The sequence below is a fragment of the Pseudomonas sp. GW823-FHT01D03 genome (assembly GCF_058798255.1).
In genome coordinates this window covers 55,237-72,506 of record NZ_JBXAKK010000002.1, presented here as the reverse complement: position 1 = coordinate 72,506, position 17,270 = coordinate 55,237, and the positions used below count along the sequence as shown (strand labels likewise).

Annotated in this window: 15 protein-coding genes and 1 pseudogene; 11 read left to right on the top strand and 5 right to left on the bottom strand. The window is 60.8% G+C overall.

Annotation, left to right across the window (positions count from 1 at the left end; all coding sequences use genetic code 11):
• The first annotated feature begins 1 nt into the window (after position 1).
• Positions 2-288 (top strand): annotated as a pseudogene (gene nadS / locus AC1RBR_RS26615) (NadS family protein).
• A gap of 65 nt (positions 289-353) precedes the next feature.
• Here nadS and AC1RBR_RS26610 read toward each other — a convergent pair.
• A complete protein-coding gene (locus AC1RBR_RS26610) occupies positions 354-1,895 on the bottom strand; it encodes a phosphoenolpyruvate carboxykinase (protein ID WP_492567310.1) in 1,542 nt (513 codons plus the stop codon).
• 181 nt (positions 1,896-2,076) lie between these two features.
• Positions 2,077-2,979 carry an Hsp33 family molecular chaperone HslO gene (hslO, locus tag AC1RBR_RS26605; RefSeq protein WP_095137915.1) on the bottom strand — a complete coding sequence of 301 codons (903 nt, stop codon included), beginning with the start codon at positions 2,977-2,979 and terminating at the stop codon, positions 2,077-2,079.
• 104 nt (positions 2,980-3,083) lie between these two features.
• Between hslO and AC1RBR_RS26600 the strand changes: the two genes are divergently transcribed.
• Positions 3,084-3,887, top strand: a complete 804-nt coding sequence (locus tag AC1RBR_RS26600; protein WP_492567309.1) for a phosphatase PAP2 family protein — start codon at positions 3,084-3,086, stop codon at positions 3,885-3,887.
• Between the two features lie 166 nt (positions 3,888-4,053).
• Here the strand turns inward: AC1RBR_RS26600 and AC1RBR_RS26595 are convergent, their stop codons facing one another.
• Positions 4,054-4,461, bottom strand: coding sequence for an RNA-binding S4 domain-containing protein (locus tag AC1RBR_RS26595; RefSeq protein WP_098966686.1), 408 nt, complete (start codon positions 4,459-4,461; stop codon positions 4,054-4,056).
• Positions 4,462-4,677: 216 nt separating this feature from the next.
• Here AC1RBR_RS26595 and rimB point away from each other — a divergent pair, with 216 nt between their 5' ends.
• Both rimB and rimK read left to right on the top strand, forming a co-directional pair.
• The gene (gene rimB / locus AC1RBR_RS26590) at positions 4,678-5,157 is read left to right on the top strand and encodes a retropepsin-like aspartic endopeptidase RimB (protein ID WP_492567308.1); all 480 of its coding nucleotides are present in this window, start codon (positions 4,678-4,680) and stop codon (positions 5,155-5,157) included.
• On the top strand, positions 5,154-6,059 hold the full coding sequence (gene rimK, locus AC1RBR_RS26585) for a 30S ribosomal protein S6--L-glutamate ligase (protein ID WP_007952690.1): 906 nt from the start codon (positions 5,154-5,156) through the stop codon (positions 6,057-6,059). Before rimB ends, rimK begins: the two co-directional genes overlap by 4 nt.
• Before the next feature lie 130 nt (positions 6,060-6,189).
• Here the strand turns inward: rimK and AC1RBR_RS26580 are convergent, their stop codons facing one another.
• Together AC1RBR_RS26580 and ompR are read right to left on the bottom strand one after the other, a co-directional pair.
• The gene (locus tag AC1RBR_RS26580) at positions 6,190-7,503 is read right to left on the bottom strand and encodes an ATP-binding protein (protein ID WP_027611205.1); all 1,314 of its coding nucleotides are present in this window, start codon (positions 7,501-7,503) and stop codon (positions 6,190-6,192) included.
• A gap of 114 nt (positions 7,504-7,617) precedes the next feature.
• Complete coding sequence (gene ompR, locus AC1RBR_RS26575) at positions 7,618-8,358, bottom strand: osmolarity response regulator transcription factor OmpR (RefSeq protein ID WP_003220637.1); 741 nt, start codon at positions 8,356-8,358, stop codon at positions 7,618-7,620.
• Positions 8,359-8,716: 358 nt separating this feature from the next.
• Between ompR and AC1RBR_RS26570 the strand changes: the two genes are divergently transcribed.
• From AC1RBR_RS26570 to tauD, 7 genes are all read left to right on the top strand, one after another.
• Positions 8,717-11,041, top strand: a complete 2,325-nt coding sequence (locus tag AC1RBR_RS26570; protein ID WP_123585646.1) for a Tex family protein — start codon at positions 8,717-8,719, stop codon at positions 11,039-11,041.
• Positions 11,041-11,424, top strand: coding sequence for a PaaI family thioesterase (locus AC1RBR_RS26565; protein ID WP_086793980.1), 384 nt, complete (start codon positions 11,041-11,043; stop codon positions 11,422-11,424). The genes AC1RBR_RS26570 and AC1RBR_RS26565 overlap by 1 nt, the downstream gene beginning before the upstream one ends.
• Positions 11,425-11,742: 318 nt before the next feature.
• Entirely contained in the window at positions 11,743-13,326 is a 1,584-nt protein-coding gene (gshA, locus tag AC1RBR_RS26560; protein ID WP_492567307.1) for a glutamate--cysteine ligase, read from the top strand.
• 280 nt (positions 13,327-13,606) lie between these two features.
• A complete protein-coding gene (gene tauA / locus AC1RBR_RS26555) occupies positions 13,607-14,584 on the top strand; it encodes a taurine ABC transporter substrate-binding protein (RefSeq protein WP_492567306.1) in 978 nt (325 codons plus the stop codon).
• Between the two features lie 16 nt (positions 14,585-14,600).
• Positions 14,601-15,395: a taurine ABC transporter ATP-binding subunit gene (gene tauB / locus AC1RBR_RS26550; protein ID WP_492567305.1), complete on the top strand. Its 795-nt coding sequence runs from the start codon at positions 14,601-14,603 to the stop codon at positions 15,393-15,395.
• The gene (tauC, locus tag AC1RBR_RS26545) at positions 15,392-16,225 is read left to right on the top strand and encodes a taurine ABC transporter permease TauC (protein ID WP_492567304.1); all 834 of its coding nucleotides are present in this window, start codon (positions 15,392-15,394) and stop codon (positions 16,223-16,225) included. The genes tauB and tauC overlap by 4 nt, the downstream gene beginning before the upstream one ends.
• A gap of 142 nt (positions 16,226-16,367) precedes the next feature.
• Positions 16,368-17,210: a taurine dioxygenase gene (gene tauD, locus AC1RBR_RS26540; RefSeq protein ID WP_097086892.1), complete on the top strand. Its 843-nt coding sequence runs from the start codon at positions 16,368-16,370 to the stop codon at positions 17,208-17,210.
• Positions 17,211-17,270: the final 60 nt, after the last annotated feature.

The following is a 17,270-nucleotide window of genomic DNA, read 5'->3' as shown; positions in this document are numbered from 1 at the left end:
CATGAGCAAATTTTTTGATGAGCTGATGGAAAGTGTGCAAGAGATGGACGAGATCGTACGAGGCGAGCGCACACCTTCTCGCGAATTCCATGTTGATGCATTGCAGGTCAAAGAAATTCGTAAAGCTACCGGTTTGACCCAGACCAAATTTGCAGCACTGATCGACGTCCAACTCGGCACTCTACGAAATTGGGAACAGGCCGTCGCGAGCCAACCGGGCCGGCAAAAGCTTTGCTCAAGGCCATTCATAACGACCCGGTTCATGTTTTGAATGCATTGGCTCATTGAGAAAATGAACACCCACAAAAAAGCCGCCCCTAAGAGGCGGCTTTTTCATTCACCAGAACTAAGCCTTACAACTTAGGACCCGCAGCCTTGATCGCATCGCTCACTTCGAACTTCTTGAAGTTCTCGATGAACAGACCGGCCAGCGCCTTGGCAGCTTCGTCGTACGCAGCCTTGTCAGCCCAGGTGTTGCGTGGCTTGAGCAGGTTGGTTTCAACGCCCGGTACGGCCAGTGGCACGTCGAGGTTGATGGTGTCCAGGTGTTCGGTGGCGGCACCGATCAGCGCGCCGCTCTGGATCGCTGCGATCACCGCACGGGTGGTCGGGATGTTGAAGCGTTTGCCGACGCCGTAGCCGCCGCCGGTCCAGCCGGTGTTGACCAGGTAGACCTTGGAGCCAAAGCCGCGGATGCGCTTGATCAGCAGTTCGGCGTATTCGCCGGCCGGACGCGGGAAAAACGGTGCGCCAAAGCAGGTGGAGAAGGTCGACTTGATGCCGCTGCCCGAACCCATTTCAGTCGAGCCCACCAGCGCGGTGTAGCCAGACAGGAAGTGGTAGGCCGCTTGCTCTTCGTTGAGGATCGACACTGGCGGCAGCACGCCGGTCAGGTCGCAGGTCAGGAAGATCACAGCGTTTGGCTCGCCGCCCAGGTTCTTCTCGGAACGCTTGGCAACGTGCTCCAGCGGGTAGGCCGCGCGGCTGTTCTGGGTCAGGCTGACATCGGCGTAGTCGGCGTGCTTGGCGTCGTCGATGACCACGTTTTCCAGCACAGCGCCGTGCTTGATGGCTTTCCAGATGACCGGCTCGTTCTTCTCGGACAGGTCGATGCACTTGGCATAGCAGCCGCCTTCGATGTTGAAGACAACGCCTTCGCCCCAGCCGTGTTCGTCGTCACCGATCAGGTAACGGCTTTCGTCGGCCGACAGGGTGGTTTTACCGGTGCCCGACAGACCGAAGAACAGGGTCACGTCGCCTTCTTCGCCGATGTTGGCAGCGCAGTGCATTGGCAGCACGTCAGCGGCCGGCAGCAGGAAGTTCTGCACGGAGAACATGGCTTTCTTCATTTCACCGGCGTAACGCATGCCGGCGATCAGCACTTTCTTCTGCGCGAAGTTGATGATCACGCAACCGTCGGAGTTGGTGCCGTCACGCTCAGGCACGCACTCGAAGTTGGCCACGTTGAGCACTTGCCACTCGTCACGACCGGCCGGGTTGTACTGGGCCGGGTTGATGAACAGGCAACGACCGAACAGGTTCTGCCAGGCAGTCTGGGTGGTCATTTTGACGGCCAGGTAGTGATCTTCAGCCGCACCTACATGCACGTGGGAAACAAAGTGCTCTTGCGCGTTGTTGAACGCCTCGACACGAGCCCACAGCGCGTCGAACTTGTCGGCCGGGAACTTGCGGTTGATCGGGCCCCAGGCGATAGCGGCCTGGGTGGAAGGCTCTTCAACGATGAAACGATCGACTGGCGAACGACCGGTGCGATGACCGGTACGAACGACCAGAGCGCCGGTATCGGCAAGCTCGCCCTCACCGCGTTGCAGGGCTTCTTTTACCAGATCATCAACACTCAGATCGGTGTACACGGCGTTATTGGCTTGCGTCATGAGGTTCCCCGTCGGCCAGTGGCCGAGTGTGCTCCAAACGTTTTGTAGTAGAAAGTCGTGCACTACTACCGCGAAAAAAGTGGGCCGGATTATGCCAGAAAAGCCCAAAAAGAGTAGGGTCCTCCCGTCGTAACGGCGAAATTCCGTCGTTACGCAGTGAATTTACCTGCGCTGAACCGTTTTAGTGCCGGGTATCTGACGGCGTGTCGACGCCTGCGCCAGCGAACAATTGAGCAATATCGGCCGCATCAAACAGGTAACGCTGGTTGCAGAACTGGCAATCGATCTCGACTTCACCACCGCGCTCGGCCACCAGTGCCTGCGCATCTTCCAGACCCAGACTGACCAGCGCATTGCCTGAGCGTTCCCGCGAGCAGCTGCAACGGAAGCGCAGGTTCTGCACATCGAACAGGCGCACTTGCTCTTCGTGGTAGAGGCGATGCAGGACGGTTTCGTTGTCCAGGCTGAGCAATTCATCGGCGGTCAGGGTGCTGGCCAGGGCGGTGATGTGCTGCCAGCTGGCGGCGCGGTCTTCTTCGTCTTTCAGACGGTCGGCCGGCAGTTGCTGCAGCAGCATGCCACGGGCACGGCGGCCGTCGGCGAACAGCTTGAAGCGCGTGCCGACCTGTTGCGACATGACGAAATAGTTGGTGAAGCACTCAGACAGGGTTTCGCCGTCGAGATCGACGATGCCCTGGTAACGCTGGCCGACAGTCGGGTCGACGGTCAGGGTCAGGTCACCGCCCGGCATCAGGTCGGCAAGGGTCGCGTCCGCGGCGATCTGCTCGGCGTTATAACGCGCCAGGCCACGGATCTCGCGCTCGCTGGAGCATTCGATCATCAGCAGCGGAATCGGCCCTTCGGAGCGTGCCTGCAAAATCAGCAAGCCGTCGAACTTCAGGGTGCCCACCAGCAACGAAGCGGCCGCCATCAGTTCGCCCAGCAACTGCGCGACCGGCTCCGGGTACGGGTGCTTGGCGAGGACTTCGGCGTAGCTGCGTTCAAGCGCAACCAGTTCGCCGCGCGTGTCGCTGTCATCGAAGATGAAACGTTGAGTGAAATCGGTATCCGCTAGGTCGGTCATAATTTTGGGTATCTGAATGTGGTGACAAAATGGTTACAAGACGTGAAAATTTGCGCTTCTTGGCACTCTTTTTGGTGCCAGCGCTAAGCCATGGGAGGCATTTTATGAACAATCCGGGTTTGTTCCAATCAAGGTGGAACCTCGGCCGGCTGGTTCTGTGCAACGTAGTGCCACTGGCGCTACTGGCTTTCTGGTTATGGCCTACGGGCAACTCGCTGTGTGTGATTTTCGACGAGTGGCTGTTCCGCTCGCTCAATGCGCCACTGGCCAGCAACTCCATATGGCTCCACATCTGGACAATTGCAAGTCTGCGGCCGTTTGACATTGTCGTCGGACTGATCCTGCTGACGCTGCTGATCAAGGGCGACTGGGTGTTCAAGGCGATTGACGTGCGTCGCGCCTTTTTCGGTTTTTTCTCGATTCTGCTGCTGATGGTGGTGATCCGCGCGCTGTTTTCCAAATTCGCCGACTACATGGACTGGCAGCACAGCAGTCCATCGATGGTGCTGGAAGGCGCGGTGCACCTGAGTGACTACTTCCCGCATCTGGAAAAAGCCTGGGAGCTGAAGGATCGCTCGAGCCAGAGCTTCCCCGGTGATCACGCATCGGTGCTGCTGATCTGGGCGCTGTTCATGGGTGTATTCAGCCGCACAGTCGGCCAGTTCCTGACGGTCTGGGGCCTGGCGTTGCTGTTCATGCTGCCACGTCTGGTGGCCGGCGCGCATTGGGGTCAGGACGATTACATCGGCGGCATGCTGCTGGCAGTGTGGGCGTTGGGTTGGGGTTACTACACACCGTTTGCCTATCACGCCACCAACTTCTGGCTGAAGGTGACTGCGCCGATTTTCGCTTTGCTGGGCAAGCTGCCGGTGGTATCGCGGATGAGTGTGGTGTCTGCCGCAAACTGACACTTTGCGCAAACCTGTGGCGAGGGAGCTTGCTCCCGCTTGGCTGCGTAGCAGTCACTGAACCAGTCGACTCGGTTGTACTTTGAAATACATGATCGACTGGATAGGGAGTCCTTCGGACTCCAGCGGGAGCAAGCTCCCTCGCCACAATGGTGTGCCGTGCCGGTCAATCGCTGTTGCTGTTCCCACGAAATTTAAACAGATCCCGCCGCTGCTTCTTGCTCGGTTTGCCGTCGGTGCTCACGCCCAACGCCCCGGCCTTGCGCATCGCCGCAGCCGCTTCACGTTTGGCAATGCTCGCCTCCGTCTCGGTATACAGCGTCTGCGCTTCGGGCGCGCCGCGACGCACGATCGACAAGGCCTCGACCCTCACGGTGCGTTCTTCAAAGCCGGTACGAATCTCGAACTCATCGCCAATGCGTGGCTCTTTGCCAGGCTTGCAGCGGTCGCCTCGGCAATGCACCTTGCCACTCTCGATCGCAGCTTTGGCCAAGGCTCGGGTTTTGTAAAAGCGCGCCGCCCACAACCATTTATCGAGACGGACCTTGTCGTCCTCTTCGCTTTTTTGTGCCATGGAATTTCCTCATTCTGAAATGTTGATGAACTGTACTACCGTTTCTGTCGTGCCATGAATGACCCCGTCCCGGATTACAATGCACACCAGCCGACACCTGCTTGAGGGGTCGGCGATCCGGGCCGTAGATATCTGTCGCCTTTTAACCCTTATTCTGCGTGAATACCGCGAATTCGGCCGTACGCGGCCCGAGCGGTTTCTGCCGGTTGAGTACCTTTGAAGACATTTGACCATTTGACCGTTGTCGGTCTGCGCGAGTGGGTGGCGCTCCCTGATCTGGGAGTCGCCGGCCTGCGGGCGAAAATCGACACCGGCGCCAGCACCTCCAGCCTGCATGCCACCGACATCGAGCCGTTCGAACGCGAAGGCCAGAAGTGGGTGCGTTTCACCGCGCACCTGGGCACGGTGGTGCAGTTGCGTCACCGGCGCTGCGAAGCACCGCTGGTGACGCGTAAAACCATCAAAAGCTCCAACGGCCAGGCGCAGGTACGCTATGTGATCAGCACCACCCTGGCCCTCGGTGATCGGGTCTGGGCAGTCGAGTTCACCCTCGCCTGTCGCAAGTCCATGCGCTATCGCCTGTTGCTCGGCTCCAAAGCCCTGATCGATGGCCAGCTGGTGGTCAATCCGGGCATCAAATATGTACAAGACAAGCCGGTGTTCCCGGTATCTACCTCCTCCACAGGTGTTGCATGAAGATCGCTGTGCTGTCGCGGAATCCGCGTCTGTATTCCACCCGTCGTCTGGTCGAGGCCGGCACCGAACGCGGGCATGAAATGGTCGTGATCGACACCTTGCGCGCCTACATGAACATCGCCAGCCACAAGCCGCAGATCCACTATCGCGGCAAGCCGCTGGAAGGCTTCGACGCGGTGATTCCACGGATCGGTGCGTCGGTGACGTTCTATGGCTGCGCGGTGTTGCGCCAGTTCGAAATGATGGGGGTGTTTCCGCTCAACGAATCGGTGGCCATCGCCCGTTCGCGGGATAAATTGCGTTCGCTGCAACTGCTGTCGCGTCGTGGCATCGGCCTGCCGGTCACCGGTTTCGCTCACTCGCCGGATGACATTCCCGACCTGATCGACATGGTCAACGGCGCGCCGCTGGTGATCAAGGTGCTGGAAGGCACCCAGGGTATCGGCGTGGTGCTGTGCGAAACCGCGACCGCAGCCGAGTCGGTGATCGAGGCGTTCATGGGCCTGAAGCAGAACATCATGGTCCAGGAATATATCAAGGAAGCCGGCGGTGCCGACATCCGTTGCTTCGTAGTCGGCGACAAGGTCATCGCAGCGATGAAGCGTCAGGCCAAACCTGGGGAATTCCGCTCCAACCTGCACCGAGGCGGCAGCGCCAGCCTGATCAAGATCACCCCGGAAGAACGCATGACCGCCTTGCGTGCGGCCAAGGTCATGGGCCTGTCAGTAGCGGGTGTGGATATCCTGCGTTCCAATCACGGGCCGCTGGTGATGGAAGTGAACTCGTCGCCGGGCCTGGAAGGGATCGAGACCACCACCGGCAAGAACGTAGCGGGGATCATCATCGAACACCTTGAGAAGAATGGCGGGCCGAACATGACCCGGACCAAAGGCAAAGGTTGATCCGTTGGAAATGTGGCGGCTGACAGGCCGCCTTCGCGAGCAAGCCCGCTCACACATTTTGGAATGCGTTCCCCTGTGGGAGCGGGCTTGCTCGCGAAGGGGCCATCAGCCCCGCTGAATATCCCGACTGTCAGACGGCATCCCGCGGCAACATCAGCCCCAACGGCAATCGAACGCGCGCTTCCAGTCCACCCCCGGAGCGGTTGCGCAGCTCGACATTGCCGCCATGCATCGAAGCAATCCGCTTCACGATCGCCAACCCCAGCCCGGTACCTTTCCCGCCCCGGGCACGGTCGCCACGGGTGAACGGGTTGAAGATCGCCTCAAGCTCCGACGGATCGATCCCCGCGCCACGGTCCATCACGCTCAGCACCACATACGGCGCGCTGGTATCGCCGGACACATAAGCCGCGACCTCGACGCCGCTGCCGGCATGGTTCAGGGCGTTGCCGATCAGGTTGTTCAGCAGGCGTTTCATCGACACCCGGCGCAGCGGAAACGGCTGGATCGGTTCCAGACGCAGACGCACTTTCTCTTCGCTTTGGTTGTACGGTGCGGCCACTTCACGCACCAGATCGCTCAGATCGACCTCCTCCACCGACTCGTCACGACCGTCGCGAATGAACGCGAGGAACTGGTCGAGAATCGCGTCCATGTCTTCGATGTCGCGCACCATGTCGTCGGTCAAATCGTTGCGATCGCCCATCAGTTCCAGCGACAGACGCAAGCGGGTCAACGGTGTGCGCAAGTCATGGGAGACCCCCGCCAGCATCAGCTCACGCTCGCGACCGGCCTGTTCGACGTCTTCGGCCATCTGGTTGAAGGCGCGATACACCTCGGTCATCTCACTCGGTGTGTCGCTGATCGGCAGACGCACGCTGCGGCCCTGACCGAGTTGCCGCGCAGCGTACACCAGACGCTTCAACGGCTGGTTGAGCTGGCTGACGAAAATCCACGCCGAGGCGGTGGACAGCAAGCCGATGGCGAGGAACCAGCCGAGTACGTTCCAGATTTTCTGGCCGCGCAATGGATGCGGGTACAGCGGCACTTTCAGCCAGCCGTCACCGAGGCTTGGCGCACGCACCCACAGCGCCGGCGGCGAGTGCATGCGCAAGCGCACTTCGGTGTCGGCGCCTAGCTCCGCCTGCATCTGCCGCTGATAGATTTCACTGTAGGGCCAATGCTGTTCGCCCTCAGGTACACCGGCACCGACCACCCGGATCAGGGTCGCGGCATCGGCGATCTTCGCGCGGTTTTCTTCATCGGCCGCCCAGTAGGCGCGCAGCGTCAGGGCTACGCCGTGGCTGTATTGGCGATCCACCAGCACGTCCTCGTTCATCAACAGATAAACCAGGGTCAGCGCCTTGGAAAACAGCACGACGATGAGCACCAGCCACAGGGTGCGGGAGAAAAAACTTTGGGGGAACCAGACGGGGGTTTTCATCGATAACCGTTACACACTTGCAGGAGCGAGCCATGCTCGCATATTGCGGATTGCGAGTCTGCGTAGAGGGTCGATCAACCCGGTCTGCGCAGACCCGCTCCTACAAATCGCCGATCACTTGGTAGCGGCGCCATCCGGTACGAACACGTAGCCCACGCCCCAGACCGTCTGGATGTAGCGCGGTTTCGAGGGATCCGGTTCGATCATCCGGCGCAGACGGGAAATCTGCACGTCGATGGAGCGCTCCAGCGCATCCCACTCGCGGCCACGGGCCAGGTTCATCAGCTTGTCGCGGGTCAGCGGCTGACGCGCGTTCATCACCAGCGCCTTGAGTACCGCGAACTCACCAGTGGTGAGCATATGCACTTCTTCGCCACGCTTCAGCTCGCGGGTGGCCAGCGACAGCACGTAATCACCGAAGGTGACGTTTTCGTCTTCGCTGCCCGGCGCGCCCGGCACCGGCGCAGCCTGGCGACGCAGTACGGCTTTGACCCGAGCCATCAGCTCGTCCGGGTTGAACGGCTTGGCCAGGTAGTCATCGGCGCCCAGTTCCAGGCCCTTGATGCGGCTCATCTCATCGCCCTTGGCGGTGAGCATGATGATCGGAATCTGATTGTTCGCCGCCCGCAGGCGACGGCATGCGGTCAGGCCGTCTTCGCCCGGCAGCATCAGGTCGAGGACGACCAGATTGAACACTTCACGCGACAGCAGACGGTCCATTTGCTCGGTGTTCGGTACGGCACGGGCACGGTAGCCCTTGCTGACGAAAAAGCGTTCCAGCAGGCTGCTCAGCCCCGGATCGTCGTCAACAATTAGAATTTTTTCGCCTTCAGCATTGTTTGCAGTGCTGCTCATTGGATGCTCCTTTTAGCTCGGCGCGCATTATGGCGTAGCTGCCGTTATACGCACCGTGTGCATTGTTAGCAGATTTTTCCTTCACTGCCAGAAAACCGGGGTTTCTACCTACAGACTGCTACACCCCCGAATGACAGAACGCTGGTTATAATGCGCGGCGTTTTGTGCCAGGCAACGTCTGAATCGTTACCGCAGGTGGCCGCGATATTTTCCGGGCCTGCGCAGTAATTATTCGATTTCACGGGTCAATGGGGTGCCTTTTGACCCAGGCAGCGGCAATTTTCTAGCCGCTCAACCAGACTCCGGGCCTTTATTTCCGTGCCTGCGAGCCTGCTTTCACAATATGTCAGGTGGTTTTATGGACAGCATCAACAGCCGCATCGCCGAGGAACTCGGCGTACGCCCGCAACAGGTCGAAGCGGCCGTCGCGCTACTCGATGAAGGCTCTACCGTTCCTTTCATCGCCCGTTACCGGAAAGAAGTCACCGGCAGCCTCGATGACACCCAGTTGCGTCATCTGGAAGAGCGTCTGCGCTACCTGCGAGAACTCGACGAACGGCGCATCAGCATCCTCGCCAGCATCCAGGAGCAAGGCAAACTCACCCCTGCCCTCGAGCGCGACATCAAGCTCGCCGACACCAAGACCCGCCTCGAAGACTTGTACCTGCCGTACAAGCAGAAGCGCCGCACCAAGGGCCAGATTGCCCTGGAAGCCGGCCTCGGCGAGCTGGCCGACGGCCTGTTCAACGACCCGAACCTGACGCCAGAAACCGAAGCCGCACGCTTCGTCGACGCCGAAAAAGGCGTAGCCGACGTCAAGGCTGCGCTTGAAGGCGCCAAGTACATCCTGATGGAGCGTTTTGCCGAAGACGCCAGCCTGCTGGAAAAGCTGCGTAACTTCCTCAAGCAGGAAGCGACCATCAGCGCCCGCGTGATCGCCGGCAAGGAAGAAGAAGGCGCCAAGTTCCGCGACTACTTCGAACACGACGAGCCGCTGAAAAGCATGCCGTCGCACCGCGCACTCGCGATATTCCGTGGCCGCAACGAAGGCATCCTCAGCTCCGCGCTGAAAGTCGGCGACGAACTGCCGGGCACCATGCACCCGTGCGAAGGCATGATCGGCCAGCAATTCGGCATCCAGAATCAGAATCGCCCGGCCGACAAATGGCTCGGTGAAGTGGTGCGCTGGACCTGGAAGGTCAAGCTCTACACGCACCTGGAAACCGACCTGCTCGGCGAGCTGCGCGACGGCGCCGAAACCGAGGCGATCAACGTCTTCGCCCACAACCTGCACGACCTGCTGCTGGCCGCGCCGGCCGGCCCGCGCGCCACCCTGGGCCTCGACCCGGGCCTGCGTACCGGCTGCAAGGTTGCGGTGGTCGACTCTACCGGCAAGCTGCTCGATCACGCCACGGTTTACCCGCACGTGCCGCACAACAAATGGGATCAGACCATCGCGATTCTGGCCGCCCTGTGCGCCAAGCACTCGGTTGACCTGATCGCCATCGGCAACGGCACCGCCAGCCGCGAAACCGACAAACTGGCGATCGAGCTGATCAAAAAATACCCAGCAATGAAGATGACCAAGGTCATGGTGTCCGAGGCCGGCGCCTCGGTGTACTCGGCATCGGAACTGGCGGCCAAGGAATTCCCGGATCTGGACGTGTCGATCCGTGGCGCGGTGTCGATTGCTCGCCGCTTGCAGGATCCGCTGGCCGAGCTGGTGAAGATCGATCCGAAATCCATCGGTGTCGGCCAGTACCAGCACGACGTCTCGCAACTAAAACTGGCGCGTGGTCTGGATGCGGTGGTCGAGGACTGCGTGAACGCCGTCGGCGTCGATGTGAACACCGCCTCGGTGGCCTTGCTGGCGCGGATCTCCGGCCTCAACGCGACCCTGGCGCAGAACATCGTCGCCCACCGTGACGAGCACGGCGCCTTCAAAACCCGTGCGGCGCTGAAGAAAGTTGCGCGTCTGGGCGAGAAAACCTTCGAACAGGCCGCAGGCTTCCTGCGCGTGATGAACGGCGACAATCCGCTGGATTCCTCGGCTGTTCACCCGGAAGCCTATCCGCTGGTACAGCGCATCGCCGCTGAAACCGACCGCGACATTCGCTCGCTGATTGGCGACGCCGCGTTCCTCAAGCGTCTGGATCCGAAGAAGTTCACCGACGAGACCTTCGGTCTGCCGACCGTCACCGACATCCTGCAAGAACTGGAAAAACCCGGTCGCGACCCGCGTCCGGAGTTCAAGACCGCCGAGTTCCAGGAAGGCGTCGAAGACCTGAAAGACCTGCAACTGGGGATGATCCTCGAAGGCGTGGTGACCAACGTGACCGCGTTTGGCGCATTCGTCGACATCGGCGTGCATCAGGACGGCCTGGTGCACATCTCGGCGCTGTCGGAGAAGTTCATCAAGGACCCACGCGAAGCAGTGAAGGCGGGTGACGTGGTGAAAGTGAAGGTCATGGAAGTCGATATCCCGCGCAAACGCGTCGGTCTGTCGATGCGCATGAGCGACACCCCGGGCGAGAAGATCGACGGTGCCCGTGGTTCGCGTCCGGGCTCGGCACCGCGCCAGTCTTCGGGCAACGCGCCACGCAAGGAAACGGCCACAGCCGCGCCGGTGAACAACGCCATGGCTTCACTGTTCGCCAACGCCAAGCAATTGAAGAAACGCTGATGGAAATTCCGGCCGGGCTCGTCGAGAGCGCGTTTTTCAAGCTGTTGGGCTGCCGCCTGCACAGCCTGGAAACCGGGGTGGCGCAAGTCGCCCTGGTGCTGGAACCGCAACTGCGCAATCGCGGCGGCAAATTGCACGGTGGCGCGCTGTTCAGTCTGGTCGATATCGCCATGGGTCTGGCCTGTTCCAGCACCCACGGCTTCGATCAGCAGAGCGCGACCATCGAGTGCAAGATCAACTACATCCGCGCCGTATCCGACGGCGAGGTGCTGTGCACGGCGCGGGTCATCCACCCGGGCCGCCGCACGCTGGTGGTCGAGGCCGACGTGATGCAAGGCGACAAACTGGTCGCAAAAGCGCAAGGCACGTTCGCTGTCCTGTAGATGTTGTTCATCATTTTGAGTTAATTTCGGCGCTGTGATCGCAGCGTCGAGCTTTTCTGTGGGAGCGGGCTTGCTCGCGAAGGCGGTGTGTCAGGCAAATTGATGTTGACTGACACGCCCTCTTCGCGAGCAAGCCCGCTCCCACAGGGATCGCATAGTCTTCGCGTGCATCTGCCAGATTCAGGGATTGAAGTCGGCGGTTCGAAAGGGGCTTCGTGAGCCCGAAAAACCAGGCGATAACGCCAGTTTCAACTTCACCCTTGTAGACCGTCCTGCCCACCCCCATATTGGGGCGACTGACGCGTGAAGGAATCCAAATTGAGCGAACTTCTCAACCGCCGCCTGGCTCTGCTCGGCGAGCGCGCCAACCTCTCTCTGCTCGAACAGTGCCTCCACGGTATCGAACGTGAATGCCTGCGCGTGACCAGTGAAGGTCGTCTGGCGCAAACGCCGCACCCGGAAGCCTTGGGTTCCGCGCTGACCAATGAACAGATCACCACCGACTACTCCGAGTCGCTGCTGGAATTCATCACCCCCGCCCTGCCCGATCCTGCCGATACGCTGGCGAGCCTGGACAAGATTCATCGCTTTGCCTACAGCAAGCTCGGCAACGAGTACCTGTGGAGTCCATCGATGCCGTGCCCGCTGCCGGCCGAGGAAGACATCCCGATCGCCTATTACGGCACCTCCAACATCGGTCAGCTCAAGTACGTTTACCGCAAGGGCCTGGCCCTGCGGTACGGCAAGACCATGCAGTGCATCGCCGGGATTCACTACAACTTTTCCCTGCCGGAAAAGCTCTGGCCGCTGCTGCGCGAGGCCGAGGGTTTTGTCGGCACTGACCGCGATTTCCAGTCGTCGTCCTACATCGCACTGATCCGTAATTTCCGCCGCTACAGCTGGCTGCTGATGTACCTGTTCGGTGCGTCGCCAGCGCTGGATGCGGGCTTCCTGCGCGGCCGTTCGCATCAGTTGGAACAACTGGATGCGGACACCCTGTACCTGCCGTACGCCACCAGCCTGCGCATGAGCGACCTTGGTTACCAGAGCAACGCCCAGGCCGGCCTGACACCGTGCTACAACGATCTGGCGAGCTACACCGACAGCCTGCGCAAGGCCGTGGCCACGCCATACCCGCCGTACGTTGAAGTCGGCACGCACCAGGATGGCGAGTGGGTACAGCTCAACACCAACATCCTGCAGATCGAAAACGAGTACTACTCCAACATCCGTCCGAAACGCGTGACCTACACCGGCGAGCGGCCGATCCAGGCGCTGATGGCCCGCGGCATTCAGTACGTCGAAGTGCGTTGCCTGGACATCAACCCGTTCCTGCCGATGGGCATCGACGTCACTGAATCGCGCTTCCTCGATGCGTTCCTGCTGTACTGCGCGCTGAACGACAGTCCGCTGCTGACCAACACTTCGTGCGGCAATGCCACTTCGAACTTCCTCAGCGTGGTCAAGGAAGGTCGGCGTCCGGGCCTGCAATTGCAGCGTGACGGCGAAGCGGTCGAGTTGAAGGTTTGGGCAGCCGAGCTGCTGGAAAAAATCGCACCGCTGGCGGCGTTGCTCGATCAGAGCCATGGCGGCGACGCGCACAGCAAGGCGCTGGATGCGCAACTGGCCAAGGTCAAGGATTCGTCCCTGACCCCGTCGGCCCAAGTGCTGGCGGCCATGGCCGAGCACAAGGAAAGCTTCGCGCAATTCTCCCTGCGCCAGAGCCAGGTGCATGCCGAGTTCTTCCGCAGCGAGCGGTTGGCTGCTGATGAACAGGCGAAGTTTGAAGAGCTGGCGCGCTCGTCGCTGGCGCAACAGGCGGAGCTGGAGCAGAACGAGGTCGGTGATTTCGACGTGTTTGTCGGGTCGTATCAGGCGAGCATTCTGGCGATCAGCAACTAACCACTATTACCTGTGGCGAGGGAGCTTGCTCCCGCTCGGCTGCGCAGCAGCCGCAATTTCAGTCCCCCGGTGCATAAGAAGCACCGTGATGAATTGATATTGGAGTCCTCCGGCCTCCAGCGGGAGCAAGCTCCCTCGCCACAATGGCCTCACCAGCAATCCCTCCGCTTAGATTTTTCCGCTCATAAGCTAAGTCTAAAAAGTTATTTATTTTTGGATTCTTAGATCATTTAGTCTCCTTTGACGCCGATCGTCGGTCGCCTGATTTGGAGCACTCCCCATGAAACTGAATTTCCCGCTTCGCCTGCTGGCCGTGGCCTCGTTGGCTGCTGCGAGCTTTCTGGCGCAGGCCGCCGACCTCACCGTCGCCTACCAGACCACCGTCGACCCGGCGAAAGTCGCCCAGGCCGATGGCGCCTACGAAAAAGCCACCAAGGCCGACATCAACTGGCGCAAGTTCGATAACGGCGCCGACATCATCGCTGCCATCGCTTCCGGTGACGTGCAGATCGGCTACCTCGGTTCTAGCCCGCTGACCGCTGCGATCACCCGCAAGGTTCCGGTGGAAACTTTCCTCATCGCCACCCAGATCGGCGCCGCCGAAGCACTGGTCGCTCGTGACGGTTCCGGGATCAAGACCCCACAGGATCTGATCGGCAAGAAAATCGCCGTGCCGTTCGTGTCCACCGGTCACTACAGCCTGCTCGCCGCGCTGAAGCACTGGAACATCGATCCGTCGAAAGTCACCGTGCTCAACCTCGCCCCGCCAGCGATCATCGCCGCGTGGAAACGCGGTGATATCGACGCCACTTACGTGTGGGATCCGGCCCTCGGTGTGGCCAAGGAAAACGGCAAAGTGCTGATTACCTCCGGCGAACTGGCCAAGTTCGGCGCGCCGACCTTCGATGCCTGGATCGTGCGCAAGGACTTCGCCGAGAAGCACCCGGAAATCGTCACCGCGTTCGCCAAGGTCACCCTCGACGCCTACGCCGATTACCGCAAGGATCCACAAGCCTGGCTCGCCGACCAGTCCCACGTCGACAAACTGGTAAAGCTCTCCGGCGCCAAGGCCAGCGACGTTCCATTGCTGCTGCAAGGCAACGTCTACCCGCTGGCGGCTGATCAGGTGATCACACTCGGCGCGCCGACCACCAAGGCCATCACCGACACCGCCGCGTTCCTCAAGGAGCAGGGCAAGGTCGAGGCCGTACTGCCGGACTACGCGCCGTACGTCAGCGCCAAATACATCACCAATTGATCGGGAGTGGACTGCGATGGCCTTGCTACAGCTGGAGCGCATCAGCGCACAGTATCCCGGCAGCCCGGAACCGGTGCTGGCGGACATTTCCCTGACCCTCGGGCCTCAGCAATTGCTGGTCGCCCTCGGCCCGTCCGGCAGTGGCAAGACTTCACTGTTGAACCTGATTGCCGGCTTCGTCGAACCCAGCGCCGGGCGCATCACCCTCGACGGCGTGCCGGTCAAAGGCCCGAGCGCCGAACGTGGCGTGGTGTTTCAGGACGACGCGCTGTTGCCTTGGCAGGATGTGTTGGCCAACGTCGCTTTCGGTCTGGAACTGGCTGGCGTTGCCAAGGACAAACGCGAAAAGATCGCCCGGGAAATGCTTGCGCTGGTCGACCTTTCCGGTTTCGAAAATCGCCGCATCTGGCAACTCTCCGGCGGCCAGAAACAGCGCGTCGGCCTGGCCCGCGCCCTCGCCGCTGACCCGCGTGTGCTGCTGATGGACGAGCCCTTCGGCGCCCTTGACGCATTCACCCGCGAGCAGATGCAGGAGCTGTTGCTGCAAGTCTGGCAGCGCACCGCCAAACCGGTGTTCCTGATTACCCACGACATCGAAGAAGCGGTGTTCCTCGCCACTGACCTGATTCTGCTGGCACCGAATCCGGGGCAGATCGTCGAGCGCCTGCATCTGGAATTCGGTCAGCGTTACGCTGCCGGTGAGTCGGCGCGGGCGATCAAATCCGACCCGCGTTTTATCGAAACCCGCGAGCACGTGTTGAGCAAAGTGTTCTCGCAACGCAGCGCCGTACAACGGCAGGAGCGCGCATGAGCAGTTACGACGTTTCCGCCCCGGCAGTGAAAAGCCCTTCAGTGGTGATTCCCGTGCGGCGCAGCCTCAGCACGCGGTGGATCAGCCTGCTGACCCTGTTGACCTTGCTGGTGATCTGGTGGGCGGTGACCGCCAGCGGTTTGATCGAACCGCTATTCCTGCCGCCACCGTCCGCCGTGCTGCAAAAGGGCTGGTTGCTGGCGACTACCGGTTACATGGATTCCACCCTGTGGCAGCACTTGGGCGCGAGCCTGAGCCGCATCGGTCTGGGTCTCGGCTTTGCGATTCTGACCGCAGTGCCGGTGGGCATCGCCATCGGCGCCAACCGTATTGCCCGTGGTGTGCTTGATCCGTTGATCGAGTTCTACCGGCCGATTCCGCCATTGGCTTATCTGCCGCTGATCGTGATCTGGTGTGGCATCGGCGAGTTGTCGAAAGTGCTGCTGATCTACCTGGCGATTTTTGCGCCGATCGCCATCGCAACAGCCACCGGTGTGCGCACTGTAGACCCGGCGAAATTGCGCGCTGCGCAGTCGCTTGGTGCAACCCGTGCACAACTGATTCGCCATGTGATCTTGCCCAGTGCCCTGCCGGACATTCTCACCGGTGTGCGCATTGGTCTGGGCGTTGGCTGGTCGACCCTGGTCGCCGCCGAACTGATCGCCGCCACCAGCGGCTTGGGCTTCATGGTGCAGTCGGCTGCGCAATTTCTGGTCACCGATGTGGTGGTGCTGGGGATTCTGGTAATCGCCTTGATTGCCTTCGCCATGGAAATGGGCCTGCGCGCCCTGCAGCGCAAACTGGTGCCGTGGCACGGCCAGGCGCACTGACATATTTGATGTGAATCCCCTGTAGGAGTGAGCCTGCTCGCGATTGCGGTGTGTCATTCACCCCAGCATTGACTGCCAGCCTGCAATCGCGAGCAGGCTCACTCCTACAAAAGCTCTATCCCCGAATTCGAAGAGTAAGACCATGAGCAGCCTGACCATCACCCCATTAAGCTCGGCCCTCGGCGCGCAGATCAGCGGCGTCGACGTCAGCCAGCCGTTGAACCTGGAACAGCGCGACGCCATCGAGCAGGCGCTGCTCAAGTACCAGGTGCTGTTCTTCCGCAACCAGCCGATCGAGCCTTCGCAACAGGCACGTTTCGCCGCGTATTTCGGCGACCTGCACATTCACCCGATCTACCCGAATGTGCCGGAGCAGCCCGAAGTGCTGATCCTCGACACCGCCGTCACCGACGTGCGCGACAACGCGATCTGGCACACCGACGTGACCTTCCTGCCGACCCCGGCGATGGGGGCAGTGCTCAGCGCCAAGCTGTTGCCGGAATTTGGCGGCGACACCCTGTGGGCCAGCGGAATTGCCGCGTATGAAGCGCTTTCGGCACCGATGAAAAAGCTGCTCGAAGGGCTGACCGCGACTCACGATTTCACCCGTTCGTTTCCGCTGGAGCGTTACGGCAACACGCCGCAAGCCCTGGCACAGTGGGAAGAGGCACGACGCAAGAATCCGCCGCTGTCGCACCCGGTGATCCGCACCCATCCTGTGAGCGGACGCCGTTCGTTGTTCGTCAACGAAGGCTTCACCTCGAAGATCAACGAGCTGTCGGATACCGAGAGCGAGGCGATATTGAAGTTCCTGTTCGCCCACGCAACGCGGCCGGAATTCACCATTCGCTGGCGCTGGCAGCAGGACGATATTGCCTTCTGGGACAACCGCGTGACCCAACATTACGCGGTGGATGATTACCGCCCGGCACGACGGGTGATGCAGCGGGCGACGGTGTTGGGGGATGTGCCGTTCTTCAAATAAGGCCTGATTGCTGTGTTGTTTTCAAAGGCCCCTTCGCGAGCAAGCCCGCTCCCACAGTTT

Excerpts from the sequence above, each read along its gene's own strand:
- rimK (WP_007952690.1), top strand. The coding sequence starts at position 5,154 with ATGAAGATCGCTGTGCTGTCGCGGAATCCGCGTCTGTATTCCACCCGT.
- AC1RBR_RS26580 (WP_027611205.1), bottom strand. The coding sequence starts at position 7,503 with ATGAAAACCCCCGTCTGGTTCCCCCAAAGTTTTTTCTCCCGCACCCTG.
- hslO (WP_095137915.1), bottom strand. The coding sequence starts at position 2,979 with ATGACCGACCTAGCGGATACCGATTTCACTCAACGTTTCATCTTCGAT.
- tauB (WP_492567305.1), top strand. The coding sequence starts at position 14,601 with ATGGCCTTGCTACAGCTGGAGCGCATCAGCGCACAGTATCCCGGCAGC.
- tauA (WP_492567306.1), top strand. The coding sequence starts at position 13,607 with ATGAAACTGAATTTCCCGCTTCGCCTGCTGGCCGTGGCCTCGTTGGCT.
- AC1RBR_RS26610 (WP_492567310.1), bottom strand. The coding sequence starts at position 1,895 with ATGACGCAAGCCAATAACGCCGTGTACACCGATCTGAGTGTTGATGAT.
- AC1RBR_RS26570 (WP_123585646.1), top strand. The coding sequence starts at position 8,717 with ATGGACAGCATCAACAGCCGCATCGCCGAGGAACTCGGCGTACGCCCG.
- ompR (WP_003220637.1), bottom strand. The coding sequence starts at position 8,358 with ATGAGCAGCACTGCAAACAATGCTGAAGGCGAAAAAATTCTAATTGTT.
- AC1RBR_RS26600 (WP_492567309.1), top strand. The coding sequence starts at position 3,084 with ATGAACAATCCGGGTTTGTTCCAATCAAGGTGGAACCTCGGCCGGCTG.
- tauD (WP_097086892.1), top strand. The coding sequence starts at position 16,368 with ATGAGCAGCCTGACCATCACCCCATTAAGCTCGGCCCTCGGCGCGCAG.
- tauC (WP_492567304.1), top strand. The coding sequence starts at position 15,392 with ATGAGCAGTTACGACGTTTCCGCCCCGGCAGTGAAAAGCCCTTCAGTG.
- AC1RBR_RS26565 (WP_086793980.1), top strand. The coding sequence starts at position 11,041 with ATGGAAATTCCGGCCGGGCTCGTCGAGAGCGCGTTTTTCAAGCTGTTG.
- AC1RBR_RS26595 (WP_098966686.1), bottom strand. The coding sequence starts at position 4,461 with ATGGCACAAAAAAGCGAAGAGGACGACAAGGTCCGTCTCGATAAATGG.